13 protein-coding genes are annotated in these 17,688 nt (G+C 37.6%); 6 read left to right on the forward strand and 7 right to left on the reverse strand.

Features of this window, described 5'->3' with window-relative positions; genetic code table 11:
• The 3 genes from MMP60_RS06415 to MMP60_RS06425 all read left to right on the forward strand — a co-directional run.
• Positions 1–4,083 (forward strand): BapA/Bap/LapF family large adhesin (locus MMP60_RS06415; protein WP_241335507.1); only part of this gene is annotated, 4,083 nt, incomplete at its 5' end.
• A gap of 111 nt (positions 4,084–4,194) precedes the next feature.
• Positions 4,195–5,859, forward strand: a complete 1,665-nt coding sequence (locus MMP60_RS06420) for a poly alpha-glucosyltransferase (protein ID WP_241335508.1) — start codon at positions 4,195–4,197, stop codon at positions 5,857–5,859.
• A 17-nt stretch (positions 5,860–5,876) separates the two neighbouring features.
• The gene (locus MMP60_RS06425) at positions 5,877–7,601 is read left to right on the forward strand and encodes a CapA family protein (protein WP_241335509.1); all 1,725 of its coding nucleotides are present in this window, start codon (positions 5,877–5,879) and stop codon (positions 7,599–7,601) included.
• Here the strand turns inward: MMP60_RS06425 and MMP60_RS06430 are convergent.
• On the reverse strand, positions 7,598–8,329 hold the full coding sequence (locus tag MMP60_RS06430; protein ID WP_241335510.1) for a metalloprotease: 732 nt from the start codon (positions 8,327–8,329) through the stop codon (positions 7,598–7,600). The genes MMP60_RS06425 and MMP60_RS06430 overlap by 4 nt on opposite strands.
• 92 nt (positions 8,330–8,421) lie before the next feature.
• Here MMP60_RS06430 and MMP60_RS06435 point away from each other — a divergent pair, with 92 nt between their 5' ends.
• On the forward strand, positions 8,422–8,739 hold the full coding sequence (locus tag MMP60_RS06435; protein ID WP_241335511.1) for an MGMT family protein: 318 nt from the start codon (positions 8,422–8,424) through the stop codon (positions 8,737–8,739).
• A gap of 96 nt (positions 8,740–8,835) precedes the next feature.
• Here the strand turns inward: MMP60_RS06435 and MMP60_RS06440 are convergent, their stop codons facing one another.
• Together MMP60_RS06440 and MMP60_RS06445 are read right to left on the reverse strand one after the other, a co-directional pair.
• A complete protein-coding gene (locus MMP60_RS06440) occupies positions 8,836–9,273 on the reverse strand; it encodes a universal stress protein (RefSeq protein WP_018676940.1) in 438 nt (145 codons plus the stop codon).
• A 211-nt stretch (positions 9,274–9,484) separates the two neighbouring features.
• Positions 9,485–10,108, reverse strand: a complete 624-nt coding sequence (locus MMP60_RS06445) for a CatB-related O-acetyltransferase (RefSeq protein ID WP_241335512.1) — start codon at positions 10,106–10,108, stop codon at positions 9,485–9,487.
• Positions 10,109–10,601: 493 nt separating this feature from the next.
• Between MMP60_RS06445 and MMP60_RS06450 the strand changes: the two genes are divergently transcribed.
• The gene (locus tag MMP60_RS06450) at positions 10,602–11,084 is read left to right on the forward strand and encodes a hypothetical protein (protein WP_241335513.1); all 483 of its coding nucleotides are present in this window, start codon (positions 10,602–10,604) and stop codon (positions 11,082–11,084) included.
• 89 nt (positions 11,085–11,173) lie between these two features.
• Here MMP60_RS06450 and greA read toward each other — a convergent pair whose 3' ends face one another.
• From greA to carA, 3 genes are all read right to left on the reverse strand, one after another.
• Positions 11,174–11,650, reverse strand: a complete 477-nt coding sequence (gene greA / locus MMP60_RS06455) for a transcription elongation factor GreA (protein ID WP_018676937.1) — start codon at positions 11,648–11,650, stop codon at positions 11,174–11,176.
• 91 nt (positions 11,651–11,741) lie between these two features.
• Positions 11,742–14,975, reverse strand: coding sequence for a carbamoyl-phosphate synthase large subunit (gene carB / locus MMP60_RS06460; protein WP_241335514.1), 3,234 nt, complete (start codon positions 14,973–14,975; stop codon positions 11,742–11,744).
• A gap of 14 nt (positions 14,976–14,989) precedes the next feature.
• Positions 14,990–16,129, reverse strand: coding sequence for a glutamine-hydrolyzing carbamoyl-phosphate synthase small subunit (gene carA / locus MMP60_RS06465; RefSeq protein WP_241335515.1), 1,140 nt, complete (start codon positions 16,127–16,129; stop codon positions 14,990–14,992).
• A gap of 361 nt (positions 16,130–16,490) precedes the next feature.
• On the opposite strand from carA, the gene MMP60_RS06470 reads away from it, so the two are divergent.
• Entirely contained in the window at positions 16,491–17,099 is a 609-nt protein-coding gene (locus tag MMP60_RS06470) for a hypothetical protein (protein WP_241335516.1), read from the forward strand.
• A 51-nt stretch (positions 17,100–17,150) separates the two neighbouring features.
• On the opposite strand, the gene MMP60_RS06475 is transcribed toward MMP60_RS06470, so the two are convergent.
• On the reverse strand, positions 17,151–17,687 hold the full coding sequence (locus MMP60_RS06475; protein ID WP_241335517.1) for a DOMON-like domain-containing protein: 537 nt from the start codon (positions 17,685–17,687) through the stop codon (positions 17,151–17,153).
• Position 17,688 lies beyond the last annotated feature (1 nt).

The raw sequence follows: 17,688 nt of genomic DNA on the forward strand, positions 1-17,688 counted from the left end.
GACCCAAGCGCAACCATCATCGTCAATGTGAACGGCATCGACTACACCGCCACCAACAACGGTGATGGGACTTGGACCTTAGCAGACAACACCTTGCCACTGTTGGCGATTGCAGCTTATCCAGTGATTGTAACTGCCACTGATACTGCTGGTAACATTGGTACAGATACGGGCACATTAACGATTGATGTGACAGCACCAACTGTAACCTTTGATGATTTAACGACTAATGATGCTACGCCTCAATTAACAGGTACGACTGATGATCCAACAGCAACAATTGTTGTCACTGTAAATGGCATCGACTACACCGCGACCAACAATGGTGATGGAACTTGGACATTAGCTGACAATACATTGCCTTCTTTAGCGGATGGAGGTTATACGGTCACTGTAACCGCAACTGATCCAGCAGGAAATGTTGGATTGGATACAGGTACTTTAGCGGTCGATGCAAATCCATTAGCAGCATTTGATAATTTTGATAATGCTGTGATCAGCCCACAACCTTTATTGGTGGTTGATGATCAAGTATTAGGAAGTGCAAGCTATCTCATCCTTACTTCATTAGTTGGGTTAGATCTTCAACTTGGAGCAAATTCAGTTGGTTTCACGGTCGGTGCAAATCAAGAAGGAACAGCAACATTTACCTATAGTTCCTTAATTGATGCGAGTTTGTTATCTGATTACCTTCTTGTTGTTCAAAAATATAATACGACAACTGGTCAATGGGAGTCATTGCATGGAGACAGTGATGCTTCTCTAATTAGTTTGAGCCTATTAGGTATAGGTGCGACACCAGGTGCAATTTTAGAAGGTTTAGATGAAGGACAATATCGTGCTTTCATGACTTTTGATGGATTATTGGGTGCAAGTGTACTCGGTACTTTATCTGGCACAATGGATGTTTATGACTTGACCCAAGTGGGTGGATATGAACTTGGTGATGCACAAGGTAATGTAATTACCGATGTAAACTCTAGTGGTGATGTCGATATTGTAACACCAACGACTTATGTAACTAGTGTAGATGGCGTTTCAATTGGCGCTGCAGGAACAACTATCTCAGGTGATTATGGTTCAATTACTTTCTACCAAGATGGTAATTATATCTATACACCACTTCCTAATGGCGCAGGTATTGGACAAACAGAACAGTTCAATTACACCTTACTTGATTCTGCAACAGGAGATCTGGCTCAAGCGACGCTTTACATTGATCTTGGTTCAATTAGAGCTGCTGATAACTTAATAGAAGCTAAATTAGATCCTCAACCATTATTAGTGGAAAATGATGCTGCTTTAGGTTCTTCTTCTTATCTCGCGCTCGTTTCATTGGCTGGGCTTGACTTCCAATTACTTGGAACAGAAGCCATTGAATTCTCTGTTTCAGATAATTTAGAAGGGGTCGCAACTTTCACCTTCAGTACTTTACTTGATGCCTCTGCATTAGGTGATTACACAGTTGTCGTTCAGAAATACAATGATATTACTGGTCAGTGGGAATCTATTACTGGTGGAACAGATGCTTCTTTCCTTGATCTTACCTTATTAGGTTCAACACCAGCAGCACAAATAGGTGGTTTAACTGAAGGTTCATATCGAGCATTTATGGCTTATGACGGACTTATCGGAGTTGGTCTTGGTGGTACTCTGACTGGTACGATGGATGTTTATAATCCACATATTATTGATAGTTATGAAGCTGTAGCCGTACATGGCAATCTAATTTCAGATCCAAATACGAATGGTGATGTTGATATTGCCACTACAAATACAGTCATCAGTGAGGTAAATAGTGTCCCAATTGATCCAGCAGGAACGACGATTACTGGAACTTACGGTAGTTTAGTGATCTATCCAAATGGTGACTATACTTATACACCAACTGCAAATATGGCTGGTCTTGGTCAAGTTGATCAATTTACCTACACACTATTTGATCCAATAACTGGTGATACTTCGGATGCAACATTCTATGTACATCTTGATAGTAATACGATTGATATGACTTGGAATGCAGCAGACCCATCTCAACCTGCAGTCATTAATGATCCATTACCTTTAGATGCATTCAGTAATGTTGATGTGGCTTCGATTGATTATCAGTATCCAGTAACAGTTGAAAATCTCAATAATGCAATTAGTTATAGTTGGTTATTGGGTGTTGGTGGGCTGGTGATTGGTAGCTCAAGTGGTTCAGCAAACTTTACGGTTGATCCAGGTAATCTGACTGACGCTGTAATTTCTGTGAACTTTGGTTCTATTGGAACACTACTTGATGGTCTTCACGTAGTTCTGACTCGAACTAACCCAGATGGTTCTAGCACTGTAGTTGCAGATAGCTCTAACAATGGTTTGCTTGATTTATTAGGTATCTTTGGCTCAACAGTTCAGTTCGAAGCTAAAAACTTAGCTGCTGGCACATACACCTTGTTCATGGAAAGTAATACTTTACTGACTGCACTAGGTAGCGTGACCGCAGACATTATCTTAAATCATGGTGATATTACCCAAGCTCCAGTTATTACTGGTGCAGCGATAACCGGTAATGTGATGTCAGATGATAATTCTGCGTTATACGGTATGAACTATGATCATGATTTTATTACATCAACCACAACAGTGACGCATGTCGCTTCTTCTGAGGTTGGCAATAGTAATAGCTTGAATGTGACTGTGGGTGTTCCAACGGTGATTGTCGGCAACTATGGTACATTGACCATTAATTCTGATGGTAGCTATAGCTATCAACCAAATGTGAATCCTGCAAACATTGGTAAGGTTGATAGTTTCACTTATACCTTATCTGATCCTACCAATGGGTTAGCTGATAGCACTGCATCATTACATATTCAAATCGGTTCTAATGATGTGAGCTTCACATGGGACCCAATTGATCCATCGTTAGATGCGGTTATTCCTGCTCCACAAGCAAATCCTGATACAGCAGCTTCATTAGTGGATGTGCAAAATGTGGTCGATAATAACTTCTTTAATGCGAGTGGTAACACACTAGGTGTTATTGCAACAACGCAAACTTATACAAGTAGTGTGTTTACTTTAACCAATAGTATGGATCCATCTGGAATCTTAAGTGTCAATGCCTTAGGCCTAGGTAATGCCAATGTAACCTTAGCGCTACAAAGACAAACAGGTCCAGCAACATGGGTAAATGTAACCACTGATGTTCATACTGGTGCTGTTCTAGCATTAGGTGAAATTGCATCGATAGACCTGTCAAGTTTGACTTTGATCGCAGGCAACTATCGCGTACAAACAACAATTCAAACCCCATTAATTGGCGGTGCAGTGATGTTGATTGCTACAAATGCTGATGTCGATATTACTTATGTTGATCAATTTACCAATACAAGTCCTACAGCTGATTGGATACATGGAAACATTTTAGAAGGAGATACACTTGGCGGTATTGCTGATGTTACAGTCGGTACACAGTTATATGTATTAAATCCTGTTTCTGGACTATACGAGTTAGCTGCTGGTCAAAGTATTGATACGGGCGAAGGCACATTGTACATGTATCGTGATGGTTCATATTACTATCAACGTGATATGGTGGTTTCATCTGCAACTGATGTAATCGATTATAAACTAGTGTCTTTTGATGGAACTGAAGTTCAATCAACTTTGACAATCTCTTTAGGACAACACTTCAATCTCAGCACATCAAACGATATTGTTACCAGTACATCTGGTAATGATGTATTGGAAAGTGCGACGGGTGGTGCAGATACATTAATCTTCAATGTCTTGAATAATGCTGACAATGCAGGCGGTAATGGTTATGACACTTGGAATGGTTTCCATGAGGGTAATACAGCAACAGATACAAATGCTGACATTATCGATATCTCTAATCTTCTTGTTGGTTATGCAGGGGGCGGAAGTGCAGCTTCATTAGCAGGTTTTGTGAGTGTTAGTTCAGATGGTACAACCACGACTATCAGTATTGATCGTGATGGTGCCGCTGGTGTTTATAGCAACGTTACTTTACTTACTATAGATGTTGATACCACATTGAATGATTTGATTGCGAATAATCAACTTCATGTTCTTTAAAATCAAATAAGTCAAAGAGAGAACCTTTGGGTTCTCTCTTTCATTTTAAGAACATCACAAAAATATGTGGTATCTTGTTTAAAATACTTAAAAATTCTAACAATACATACTATGACGATTGTGACAGCTTTAGCGCTTGAAAAGCTCAAATACGAATTGACTGGATACATCAAACAAGTTCAACAATATAGCAACTTAGATAAAACAGTACTTTTCTATTCATATGGAGAAAAGACCGAACGCTGTCAGGTCTGGAACTCATCGTTTTCAACATTTACGATTCTTGAAAAAGAGCTTTTTGAATTTCTCGATCAGCAGTTCACAATTAATAATAAATTAGCCGAATTATTAAAGTTTGATATGGCATGTAATATTCAACAAGAAAAATGGTATGAGATTGAGCAAACAATAAAAAACCAATTTCACAATAATCATTATCGTAAGAGCGTTAGTTTTGATGAGGATTTTCAACTTTGTTTTTTAGAACAAGAGCTATATGGTAAAGCGATTATTCGAGGGCTAAGTTACGATACACCTAACTTTTTTGATGAAAATAATCTAAATGTTGCCATTTTAAAAAAATATCCAAATAGCGATATAGTGCTAAAAATTGATGAAATTCAGCATATATGGACATTTGATACCCATGCTGTGTTTTATGAAAATGGGCAACTTATACCATTACAAAACTGTTTTACTGAAAATGGGATTCGTTATTCGACCGAACCTAAAAAACAACATTTTACTAAAATGATTAAAGGAAATACTGAGTTTTTATGCCAACAGATCCAAACGAATGGACGATTTATTTACGGTTTTTTTCCAGCCTATGATCGAGAAATTCGTAGTTACAATACCGTTCGACATTGTACGACGACTTATGCGTTGATTGAGACTTTGGCATTAGATTTACAACCAAATGTGGTGAGTAAAATTCAGTCTGCAATTGATTATGCATTGACAAATTTTTATGTCGAAAAAGAGGATGATCTCGCTTACATGTTAGATGGCGCTGATTTGAATCAACTTGATGAAATTAAATTAGGTGCAAATGCAGCCGCAATTTTAATGCTGACCAAGTATCAAAGTATGGTCGGGGATCAGTCTTATTTAAAATATGCAAAGGCTTTGGCGAATGGCATATTATCTATGATCGATAAACAAGGGGAAACAACTCATGTGCTGAGTTTTCCAAGTTATGAAATCAAAGAAAAATTTCGCATCATTTATTATGATGGTGAAGCTGCGCTCGCACTTTTACGATTGTATCAGCTTGATAATGACCAACGATTATTAGAAACGGTTCAGTTGATGTTTGAACAATTTATTGAAAAAAAATATGAGCGTTATCATGATCATTGGTTAAGTTACTGTACCAATGAGCTTACTAAGATTTGTCCAGAAGAAAAATATTTTCAATTTGGTATCAATAATTATTTAAGGCACATGATTTTTATCCGTAATCGTAAAACAGCATATGCAACTTTATTAGAAATGATGATGGCCGCTTATCAAATGCTATGTCGATTGCGGAATTTAGAGTTACCAGAATTATTTGCACAAGCACAATTTGATGATTTAAAGAAATTGATTGAGTTCCGAACCGAGTTTCAGCGAACTGGTTTTTTCTATCCTGAAGTGGCGATGTACATGGCACGCCCAGATAAAATCTTAAATGCCTTTTATGTTCGGCATGATCGTTTTCGGATTCGCATTGATGATCAAGAGCATAATCTTTCAGGTTATGTTGCTTACGTTCAGCATTATCAAGATTGAATAATTGAGGCTAAATCATGGGTGTACCTCAAGAAATAAAAATAATCAGTCAAATAGGACAAGAAAATTTTAAGCATGCTATTTGGCACACTCAAATTGAAGGGAATTGTATACACTGGATATTATTACTTTTAATATTAGAAAAAATCCAAAAAAATGAACTTAAATTTGACGATGAAATTTTGATAGAGCAACAACTTCAATTCTATTCGTTTGATTCTAGCCAATTGGAACAGTCATACAAATTAGGATTTATATTACAATATTTAGTTTTTACCCAGAGCTACGAACTCAGTTTGATCATTGCTAAATACATCTTTGGTGATGCGGGGCAAGCACAAAAAACAATTATTTCAAAAGCCAACGCGTTCGGGATACAAATATCTTTTACAACAGACACTACAAATACGATTCAAAATTTATATGGCTTAGCCCAAACTATTTTTAGTTTATCGATTGATCTGATTCGGCAAGTATTTAATAAACAATTAAGTGCGGGTAGTCAAAAAATTAGACCAATCAGCTCCTTATTTACTTGTCGTCAGCTAGATGCTGTTTTATGTTTAACAAACCAAAATAAAAATTCTTATTTTTCTTATTGTGATAAAAATCAAACTATTGGCATCTTTCAATTACTGGATGATGTCCATCGTATTGATCATTTGGCACCTTATTATCATTATTTTAATTCAGGTATACTACCTGCAAAGCAAATCTCTTTGAAAAGTCATTGTATCAATATTATTGGCGATACTTATTTTGGGGAACACTATACAAAACGAAGAAAAGCAAAGGGTATTGATGATGCTTTACAACGTTATGGTTATCAACATTCTTTTGAAAGGATAAAACAATTTTTTGCTGAAGATGACCTCAATATTGCCAATTTTGAAGCGGTTTTTAACTTAGATGAGTATTCACCTTTACGCGGGAAAAAAGACTTTATCTTGGGTGCAGACTCACAGCAAACATTGACTGAATTTAAGCGTGTTCATATCAATGCGCTGTGTCTTGGCAATAATCATTTAAAAGATTATGGCGCAGCAAGCCTGACTCATAGCTTGGCAGTATTAGATCAAAGTGAAATAAATTGGATTGGGGCGGGGAATAATCAGCAGCAAGCTCATCAATATTTTCAGATACAAACTCAACAGCAAAATGTTGCTATTTTTAATGGCTATTGGCATCGAAGCACTGTTTATCAAGATTATGATTTTTATGCGCTTGGTGATCATGCAGGTGTAGCTTGTTTAAATGCGATTTTATTTGAGCAGATCATCCAATATAGGCAGCTCCATCCAACGCATAAAATTATTGTCATTTGTCATTGGGGGCAAGATTTCCAAACAACACAAGTTGAACAAGAAAAATTGGCAGATATTTTGACTAAAATAGGCGTTGATTTAGTGATTGGACATGGTGCTCATACGATTCAACCGATTCAAAAAATTAATCATAAACCTGTTATTTTTGGGATTGGAAATGGGGTATTTAATAGTAATGGGGAGTTTGAAAAATATCAGGCTTTAGCCTATGGCCTCATTGTCAAAATTAATCTAATCGAAAATGTAATAAAGCTTTATCCTATATTTACCAATAACCTAGAAGCTTTTTGGCAACCTTATGCTGTGACTGATACTCAGTTTAAACAGGCAAAATTAAATTTAACCTCACGGCTGGCTCAAAAGGATTTCTTCGAAGGACAAGACTGTCTAGGGTACTATATTGAGATGAGCTTCTAAGGATATTTATAATAATTATCTAAAATGATGCTGAGTTGTTCTGCGGTGAAACCTAAATTACGCAAACCACCACTTCCGAGTTTACAATCATAACTGGTCATAATATTGGTAGGAGTTGTTTTCGTTGCATCAGGGGCACAGACATGTCCCAAACCAAAAGCATGCCCCATCTCATGAATAGATGCTGCTTGAGTTTGATAATTTAAACGTTCCCAATCAATCAACATGAATGGACGACCTTGATTTCTAAATCCCCAACTGGTGATATCACTATATTTAAGTTTTTCAGTATAGGAATCATAAATAATAAATAGGATTTCTTTACTTTTTCTGTGAGGGAAACAAGTGTCTATAGCATTGGGGAGATTCTCAGTGACTAGTGGTGAAGCTTGATTTAATTGATTTGTGAGATCGCATTTTTTCTTTGTAAAGTCTTGGTATGAGAGGTAATGATTAATTTTAAATTTAAATATTTTTTGATTTTTTTCATTTACAAAGTAATGATTTAAAATTTCTAGTTCTTTGTACATTTGCAGTTGAGTGTCTAATAATTTAGCTTGTGGTCTATTGATGGTAAAAATAAAACTAACGTATACGATTGGTAGATGATCCTTTGAGTCTATTGGGTATCGATAAGGTGTAATTTGAACATGAGATGATTGTTTAGTTGAGCAAGAGAGATTGATGCTTAGACAAAATATGATGAAGCAAATCATTTTTAGCTGCATTTTTATTCTCTAAATACATGAGTTATTTTATTTCTTGTTTAAGCTTTTAAGTGTCGCTTTAATCATAGTATCAGATTTTTATAGGTTATTTTATGCAAGATACCAATGAACTACATCGACAGATATTAGAGGTTATCGCTTTGATTCCGTATGGAAAAGTAGCAACCTATGGTCAAATTGCAAAATTAGCAGGTTTGCCTAAGCACGCTCGGCTAGTGGGTTATGTTTTGAAGCATTTAGACAAGAGTAGTGAAATTCCTTGGTATCGAGTGATTAACTCACAAGGAAAGATCAGTGTGACTCGCATCAATCAGCAAGGTGAGAATGTGCAACAGAGCTTGTTGGAGCAAGAAGGTACTTACTTACTTAATGGTAAAGTCAGTTTAAAAAAATTTGGTTGGATGCCTTAATCTTTAAATGAAAAACTCAATAATCAAAAAATAACCTGCATGAAACTTAAGGTTTTATGCAGGTTGCGACGCTATTTAAAACTAAAATCAGAATATTTAACGTACCACTAAAACAGGAATATGACTTTCGCCCAAAACTTTTTGAGCTACACTACCCAAGATAAATTTTTTGAAACCAGTTCGCCCGTGTGAACCCATAATAATTAGGTCAACACCTAAGTTTTGTGCAGCACTAATAATTTCCCCATTTACAGAAAAACCTTCTAGCACTTGCGTAGCCACCGTGAGTCCTAAAGCTTCAAATTTCTTTTCAGCTTTGGTTAAATTTTCTTGAACATAACTACGAACACGTTCGATCAATTCATTACTTTGACCCATGCGTAAGTATGCATCTGCCAAATATGGGTCTAAGGTCATCACTTGAACCAAAGTAATTTCACTATTTAGCGCTTTTGCAAGTTGAGCTGCTTGTTGAATGACGTTGTCAGAGATTTCAGAGTCATCGATTGCGACTAAGATTTTTTGATAACCCATGTTTATTACTCCTTATTATTGCACTTTGATTCGGTTCTAAATTTTTGTTTAAAATAAGATCTATGTTTTCATATTAAACTTATTAGTAGCATAATAAAACCTAGTAATTTCATAAGAATAATGAGGTGTTAAAGATGTTTTTATGTATTCAATTTATTGAAAAACATGTTGTTTTTTTAAATTTTCAAGGTAAATATTAGATTTGGAAAGATTATAGACTTTGGTCTAAATATGAACATAAATTTCCAAGCTGATCCGTTTGTAATTCTTCACGCATTTTTAAAATCTGCTTTTCATCTAGCTCATAAAGTTTGAGAGCAAGCAGCTTTTCAATATCTGTTTCAGAAAAGCGGTATTTAATGACTTTGGCTGGAACACCAGCAACAATTGCATAAGGTGGTACATCTTGGGTGACAACAGCACCTGTAGCCACAACAGCACCTTCACCTAGTTTCACTCCCTGCATAATCATGGCACGACTACCAATCCAACAACCATCGGCAATTACAGTGTCACCCGCAGGCAGAAAACTTCGTGTATCAAAAGGGAACGTCGAAATCCAATCGGGACGGTGGAGTTGATTACCACCCATCATAATTACGCACTCTGCACCAAAGCAGACAAAATTACCGATATGGAGTTGATCAATCGGCTTCTCAACTGTAGAGGCTTTATCATGTAAATAGCGAACTACACATCGTTCAAAGCCTTGATCCCAATAAGCAGAATAATAAGAATAATTGCCTTTGATATGGATATTCGGATTTTTCACCGTTTTGGAAATAAATTCGAATTCACACCAATGTTTAACAGGGGAGTTGATCAATGAATCCATAACTAAGACAAAATACTAAAAGAAATCTGCGCTATTATAGCTTTTATATCAGGAGAGAACGCTAGTTGAAGAAAAATTTCTAAAACCAAATCAACAAACATTCAATTTGATTGGGAAATACAAACCCCATAATGGCTTAGAGCAGTATTAAGAATAATCAGTACTGCATTGGTCATAAGATTGATATGGAAAGCTCATGCGATTGCAACAGCAATCCATAGGATTATTCTAGTAATCGCATACATAATGGTACTGATCAGTCGATTTTATATTTCTTTATTTCATTTTTATTGTATTTAGAAATAGGATGCTTGAAAAAAAGAACCCTTCAATCGGTTAAAAATTCATTTTTGATATAATTGAGTAAATTTTGCATATTTAATCTGATCGATGTTATTGGGAATAAAATTATGGATTTAAAGGAAAAAGAATATTGAACTGAATTTATTTATAAATATACAATATCTGAATTATAACAAAAGGATAAGCGTTAATGATTGAACCAATAAACGAAAGTTCAATTTTAAAAATTATTGGTGAAAAACCTTTATATATACATGATTTAATTAATTTAGTATTTGAAATTAAAAGAAAATTGAGAAGTAAAGAGTTAGATTTTTCTGCATTAATTCAACCGTATGGTGGTTCTGAATGGGAAAATTTAACGATGATGATTCCATATCTTCCACGAGAAATCATAGAAAAAAACTTAGATCAGTTATTAGAGGGTTTTATGGATCTAAATTGGCCTGGCTCTAGAATTTTGTATGGATATTTAGCTGAGATAGATATTTATAAACTAAAAGATTCTTTTGATCGAGTCATTGATAAAGCAATAGGCATGGATGATACCGAATGGGTATATTTCCTTTGCATCTTTATGAATGATGAAAGAGTTGGAATGAAAGATTCTTTTATTCCACAGATTGAAAAGAGTCATTCATTTCTAAAATCTCGAAATATAGATTATGATTAAAACTCTTAGGAGTGAAAATAAATACTAAGCTTTTAAAAGCTAACAAAAGAAAAACCCCTCAAATTGAGGGGCTAATTCAGTTTAGAATATTAAAGATATTCCACACTGACGATTTCGTATTCAACTTCACCTTGTGGTGTTTGAATTTTTGCTTCGTCGCCTTCGCTTTTACCTAAAAGACCACGAGCAATTGGCGAGTTTACTGAGATTTTATTGATTTTAAAATCTGCTTCATCATCACCTACGATTTTATAAGTCTTACGCTCTTCAGTGTCTAGATTTTCAATGGTTACCGTAACACCAAACACGACACGACCGTTTTGTTCAAGTGTTTTGACATCAATTTCTTGAGCTGCACCCAATTTACCTTCGATATCCTGAATACGACCTTCGCAGAAACCTTGTTGTTCACGAGCAGCATGATATTCAGCATTTTCCTTTAAGTCACCGTGCTCACGTGCTTCAGCAATCGCTTGGATAATACGTGGGCGATCCACTGTTTTGAGCTGTTGTAATTCTTTCTCTAAGGCAACCTTGCCTTCAGGAGTCATAGGATAACGTTGCATTTCAGTCCCTCTAAATTGGTTGGGAAAATACAGGATTAAAAAAAAGAAAAAGCCCGCCACCGATAAGGTGGCGGGACTTATCGGTAAAGAATTAACCTACAGTTTGTAAATCTTGCAAGCGGTATACATCCATTGGCAATTTCACAGCAAATGCTTGGCAAACAGCTTCTGCACCATTAATTGTCGTAGTGTAATACACTTTGCCTTGTAGGGCAGCACGACGAATCATGGCAGAGTCGTATTGAGCTTGTTTGCCTTCAGTTGTGTTGACAATAAGATGAATCTCACCATTTTTCAAGCGGTCTACAATATGTGGACGACCTTCAGTGACTTTATTGACAGCTTCACACTCAATGCCTGCTTCTTTCAGAACACGATGTGTGCCATTCGTCGCAACAAGTTTGAAGCCATATTCGATTAATTGTTTAGCAATATTGGCAATGTATTTCTTATCTGATTCACGAACTGATAAGAACGCATGCTTCACTTCGCCTTCTGTTGGCAAGCCTGGTAAACGTTCGTTTGAACCAAGTACTGCTTTGTAGAATGCTTCACCGAAAGTTTGACCTACACCCATTACTTCGCCTGTAGATTTCATCTCAGGCCCAAGCATTGGATCAACGCCTTGGAATTTAGCAAATGGGAATACAGCTTCTTTTACTGCAAAGTGAGTCGGGATGATCTCTTTGGTGAATCCTTGAGATTCTAAAGATTGACCAGCCATACAACGTGCAGCAACTTTTGCTAAAGACTCACCAATACATTTAGAAACGAAAGGAACAGTACGTGATGCACGTGGGTTCACTTCGAGTACATAAATGTCGTTGCCTTTTACTGCAAACTGAACGTTCATCAAGCCGATTACGCCAAGTTCTTTTGCCATTGCAACAGTTTGGCGACGCATTTCATCCTGAACTTCTTGTGAAAGTGAGTAAGGAGGAATTGAACATGCTGAGTCACCTGAGTGAATCCCTGCTTGTTCAATGTGTTGCATGATACCGCCGATCACAACGTCTTTACCGTCAGATACGCAATCAACGTCAACTTCAGTTGCATCATCTAAGAAACGGTCGAGCAGGACAGGGGCTTCATTTGAAGCTTGGACTGCTTCACGAAGGTAGCGTTTTAGCTCGTCTTCGTTATAGACGATTTCCATTGCACGACCACCCAATACATAAGATGGGCGAACAACCAATGGATAACCGACTTTAGCCGCTTCTGAAATACCTTCTTCAGCAGATTTTACAATGCTGTTATTCGGTTGACGAAGTTGCAAACGTTGAATCATTTGTTGGAAACGTTCACGGTCTTCTGCACGGTCAATTGCATCAGGAGATGTACCGATAATTGGTGTACCAGCTTCTTCTAAAGCACGTGCCAATTTTAATGGTGTTTGACCACCGTACTGTACGATTACGCCTTTAGGCTTCTCAGTACGTACGATTTCAAGTACATCTTCAAGTGTTACAGGTTCGAAGTACAAACGATCTGAGGTGTCATAATCTGTTGAAACTGTTTCAGGGTTACAGTTGACCATGATTGTTTCATAACCGTCTTCACGCATTGCAAGAGCAGCGTGTACACAACAGTAGTCAAACTCGATCCCTTGACCAATACGGTTTGGACCACCACCAATCACCATGATCTTGTCGCGGTTAGATGGATTTGCTTCACATTCTTCATCGTAAGTTGAGTACATGTACGCTGTGCCAGATTCAAACTCGGCCGCACAAGTATCAACACGTTTGTAAACTGGATAGACACCCAAGTTCCAACGTTGTTTACGGAATTGCTTTTGTGAAATACCCATCAAGTCCGCAATACGAAGGTCAGATAAACCTTTGCGTTTGAACGAACGGATATTGTCAGCATTTAAATCGCCAAAGCCTAAAGTTTTCACTTGAGCTTCAGTTTTAACGATGTCTTCGATTTGGATCAAGAACCAACGGTCGATTTTAGTTGCTTCGAATACATCATCTAATGAGAAACCATGACGGAATGCATCTGCTACATACCAAATACGCTCAGGACCTGGAACTTTAAGTTCTTTTAAGATGATATCTTTGGCATTGGCTGTACCAACTTCGATTTTTTCATCAAAGCCGCTGACACCCACTTCAAGACCACGAAGCGCTTTTTGTACTGATTCTTGGAAGTTACGACCAATTGCCATCACTTCGCCCACAGATTTCATCTGAGTCGTCAATACAGGCTCAGCTTGTGGGAATTTTTCGAAGTTGAAGCGAGGAATCTTGGTTACAACATAGTCAATTGCTGGTTCGAAGCTTGCAGGTGTGATACCGCCTGTGATGTCATTTTTCAATTCATCAAGGGTATAGCCAACTGCAAGTTTTGCCGCGATTTTTGCAATCGGGAAACCTGTTGCTTTCGATGCAAGCGCAGATGAGCGAGAAACACGAGGGTTCATCTCGATCACAACCATACGACCATCTTTCGGGTTAATACCGAACTGAACGTTTGAACCACCTGTTTCAACACCGATTTCACGAAGAACAGCAACCGATGCATTACGCATGATTTGATATTCTTTATCTGTCAATGTTTGAGCAGGGGCAACAGTGATTGAGTCACCTGTGTGCACGCCCATTGGGTCGAAGTTTTCGATCGCACATACGATAATACAGTTGTCGTTTTTATCACGAACAACTTCCATTTCGTATTCTTTCCAACCAATTAAAGATTCATCGATCAATAATTGTTTGGTTGGAGAAAGATCGAAACCACGTTCACAGATTTCAATAAATTCTTCTTTATTGTATGCGATACCGCCGCCAGAACCACCCATCGTGAATGATGGACGAATGATCACTGGGAAGCCGAAACGTGACTGAATTTCCAGTGCATGTTCCATGCTTTCAGCAACATCGGCACGAGGACATTCCAAACCGATTTTACGCATTGCGATATCAAAAAGTTTACGATCTTCTGCTTTTTCAATCGCTTCTTTTGATGCACCAATTAACTCAACATTGTATTTTTCTAAAATACCGTTGGCATCTAACGCAAGCGCACAGTTCAATGCGGTTTGACCACCCATGGTTGGGAGGACAGCATCTGGGCGTTCTTTTTCAATGATTTGTGCAACAGTCTGCCAAGTGATCGGCTCGATATACGTTGCATCCGCCATTGAAGGGTCAGTCATAATGGTTGCTGGGTTAGAGTTCACCAAAATAACACGATAGCCTTCTTCGCGAAGTGCTTTACATGCTTGTGCACCTGAGTAGTCAAACTCACATGCTTGACCGATCACAATTGGACCTGCACCAATAATTAAGATGCTTTTAATATCCGTACGTTTAGGCATTATTCGCTCCTTAATTACTTCTTAGATGCTTCAATAAGTTCGATGAAATGATCGAACAATGGAGCGCAGTCATGTGGACCAGGGCTTGCTTCAGGGTGACCCTGAAAGCTAAATGCTGGTTTGTCAGTGCGATGGATACCTTGGTTTGTACCATCAAACAGTGAACGATGTGTCACTTTTAAGTTTGCAGGTAAAGTACTTTCATCGACAGCAAAGCCGTGGTTTTGAGAAGTAATCATCACTGTACCATTCTCAAGGTTTTGTACAGGATGGTTTGCGCCGTGATGACCATGATTCATTTTCATGGTCTTCGCGCCAGAAGCGAGCGCTAAAATTTGGTGACCTAAACAAATACCAAAAACAGGTAAAGTTGTGGTTTCAACAATGGTTTTTACTGCTGCAATGGCATAATCACATGCTGCTGGATCACCAGGACCATTTGATAAGAATACGCCATCTGGATTTAAAGCGAGAACTTTCTCAGCAGGGGTTTGTGCAGGCACAACAGTGAGTTTACAGCCACGGTCTGCAAGCATACGTAAGATGTTGGTTTTGACACCATAATCGTATGCAACAACATGAAATTTAAATTCTGGTTGGCTAAAGCCTTGACCTAAAGTCCAAGAACCTTCAGTCCATTCAAAACCTTCAGGATCACAGCATTCTTTTGCAAGGTCTAAACCATTTAAACCACCGAATGCACGTGCTTTCGCAATTGCTTCTTCTTCAGTGATATTGTCACCAGCAAGGATGCAACCATTTTGCGCGCCTTTGTCACGTAAAATACGTGTCAATTTACGCGTATCAATATCAGCGATTGCAACAACATTATGTTGTTCCAAGTATTCACTGAGTGATTGTTCTGCACGGAAATTACTATGTAATAAAGGAAGATCACGAATAATTAAACCGTTCGCCCATACTTTATGGATGCGACCAGATTCAACGTCTTCGCTATTACAGCCTGTATTTCCAATATGGGGATAAGTCAGCGTCACAATTTGTTGCGCGTAACTTGGGTCAGTCAAAATTTCTTGGTAGCCAGTCATGGCTGTATTAAAAACGACTTCACCAGTCGTACTTCCTGGCGCACCGATAGACGTTCCTTTAAAGATCGTTCCATCTGCGAGGGCTAAAATGGCGGGGGTGCTCAAACCAAAGCTCCTGAACTAAAACCACAAAAATAGGGCTGTAAAAAAGCGAGTAGACATAAAAAAAGGCAGGCTGTCCTTTAAAAACACGCCCCTCCTTCCAGTCTGCTCGCTTGTAACTTAACAGCGCATTATACGCATGAGTGTGTGAAAAGTCTATGTGTTTTATTTATTAAAGTAAGTAATCGCATATTTTCTTTTATCTGTTTGGTTCATATTGTGTCTATTGCAAAATCAGTCATTCTTCTATCTATATCATGAGATATTATGCAAATTGTCTAACAATTTTTTAATGGTCTGAGTATAAAGCGTTTTATCTTATACTTAGCCAAAAAATCAACAATCAATATAGAGGGGAAACAAAATGGCTGAAAATCAAACAACAGCAGCAACTGAAGAAGTGAAAGATGTTGTGGCTGAAAAAACTGCGAAAGCAAAAGAAGTCGTTGCAGAGAAAACAGCAGAAGTGAAAGAAGCTGTTGCTGAAAAGACTGCTGAAGTGAAAGAAGTGGTTGCTGAGAAAACTGCAAAGGCGAAAGAAGTTGTTGCAGAAAAAACAGCAAAGGCGAAAGAAGTGATTGCTGAGACTCAAGAGCAGGCGAAAGAAGTGATTGCTGAAACTCAAGAGCAAGTGAAAGAGGTTTTAGCTGAAACTCAAGAGAAAATTGAGACTGAAGCGAAAGAACTCAATCAAAATATCCAAAATCAGCTTGCCCAAATCAAGCAAGATATTCTACAACGCATAGATGTCATTAAAACACAATTGAATTCATCACAAGGTAACTTGGTTGAGTTAACAGCTGCGTTGAAAACAGAATTGAATGCTTTGATTGAAGACTTAACCAAAGTCAGCAAAGAGCTTAAAGATGACATTAGTCAGATTTCTGTTAAGCATAAAGATACTTTAGTGGGTAGCTTTAAGCGTACTAAAGAACAAGCAGTTGAAGCTTGGAATAAAGTACGTGCAAGCTAATTGCAGATAGAGATGAAAAAGCGAGAAATTTATTTCTCGCTTTTTTTATGATTAAAATTGATGTAACCAATCCCGTTTATTGTGGAAATCTGCTTGGCGACCACTATGTTGCATTGCAAAATAATGCATGCCTTGTGTGGTATTTAACACAGCAGTTAAACCTAGATATAGGTCAGCCCACTTTAACTTATTTTGTTGCATAAATTGAGATAAGTCTAAACTGACATTTAAACCATAGTGTGTACGTTGTAAGTGGTTTAACTCAAGATCATAAGCAGCAATAGGTGGCATATCTTCAGGGAAACGATATTCTTCAAATTGATAGACTTGCCATGCTTGAGAGGGGGAGAGATTGATTTCACGATAGAAATCTTGATCTTTCACACCAATAAAGATTTCAAAGCAGGTGTTTTCCCATAAAAAGTCATGGCGTGGGTGTGCCGAGACTTTGTCTGGGTAAATCAAAAATTGATTTGGATCACGAACCCAAAAACCAACATTTAAAGTTGCTGGCGTTTGTTGCTCAATCGCTCCAACAACAGTAATGGCGCTAAAGCGATCAAAAGCAGATAGTTCATAACTTGCCATT

Source organism: Acinetobacter sp. ANC 4805 (assembly GCF_022549495.1).
In the GTDB taxonomy this organism is placed as follows: Bacteria; Pseudomonadota; Gammaproteobacteria; order Pseudomonadales; family Moraxellaceae; genus Acinetobacter.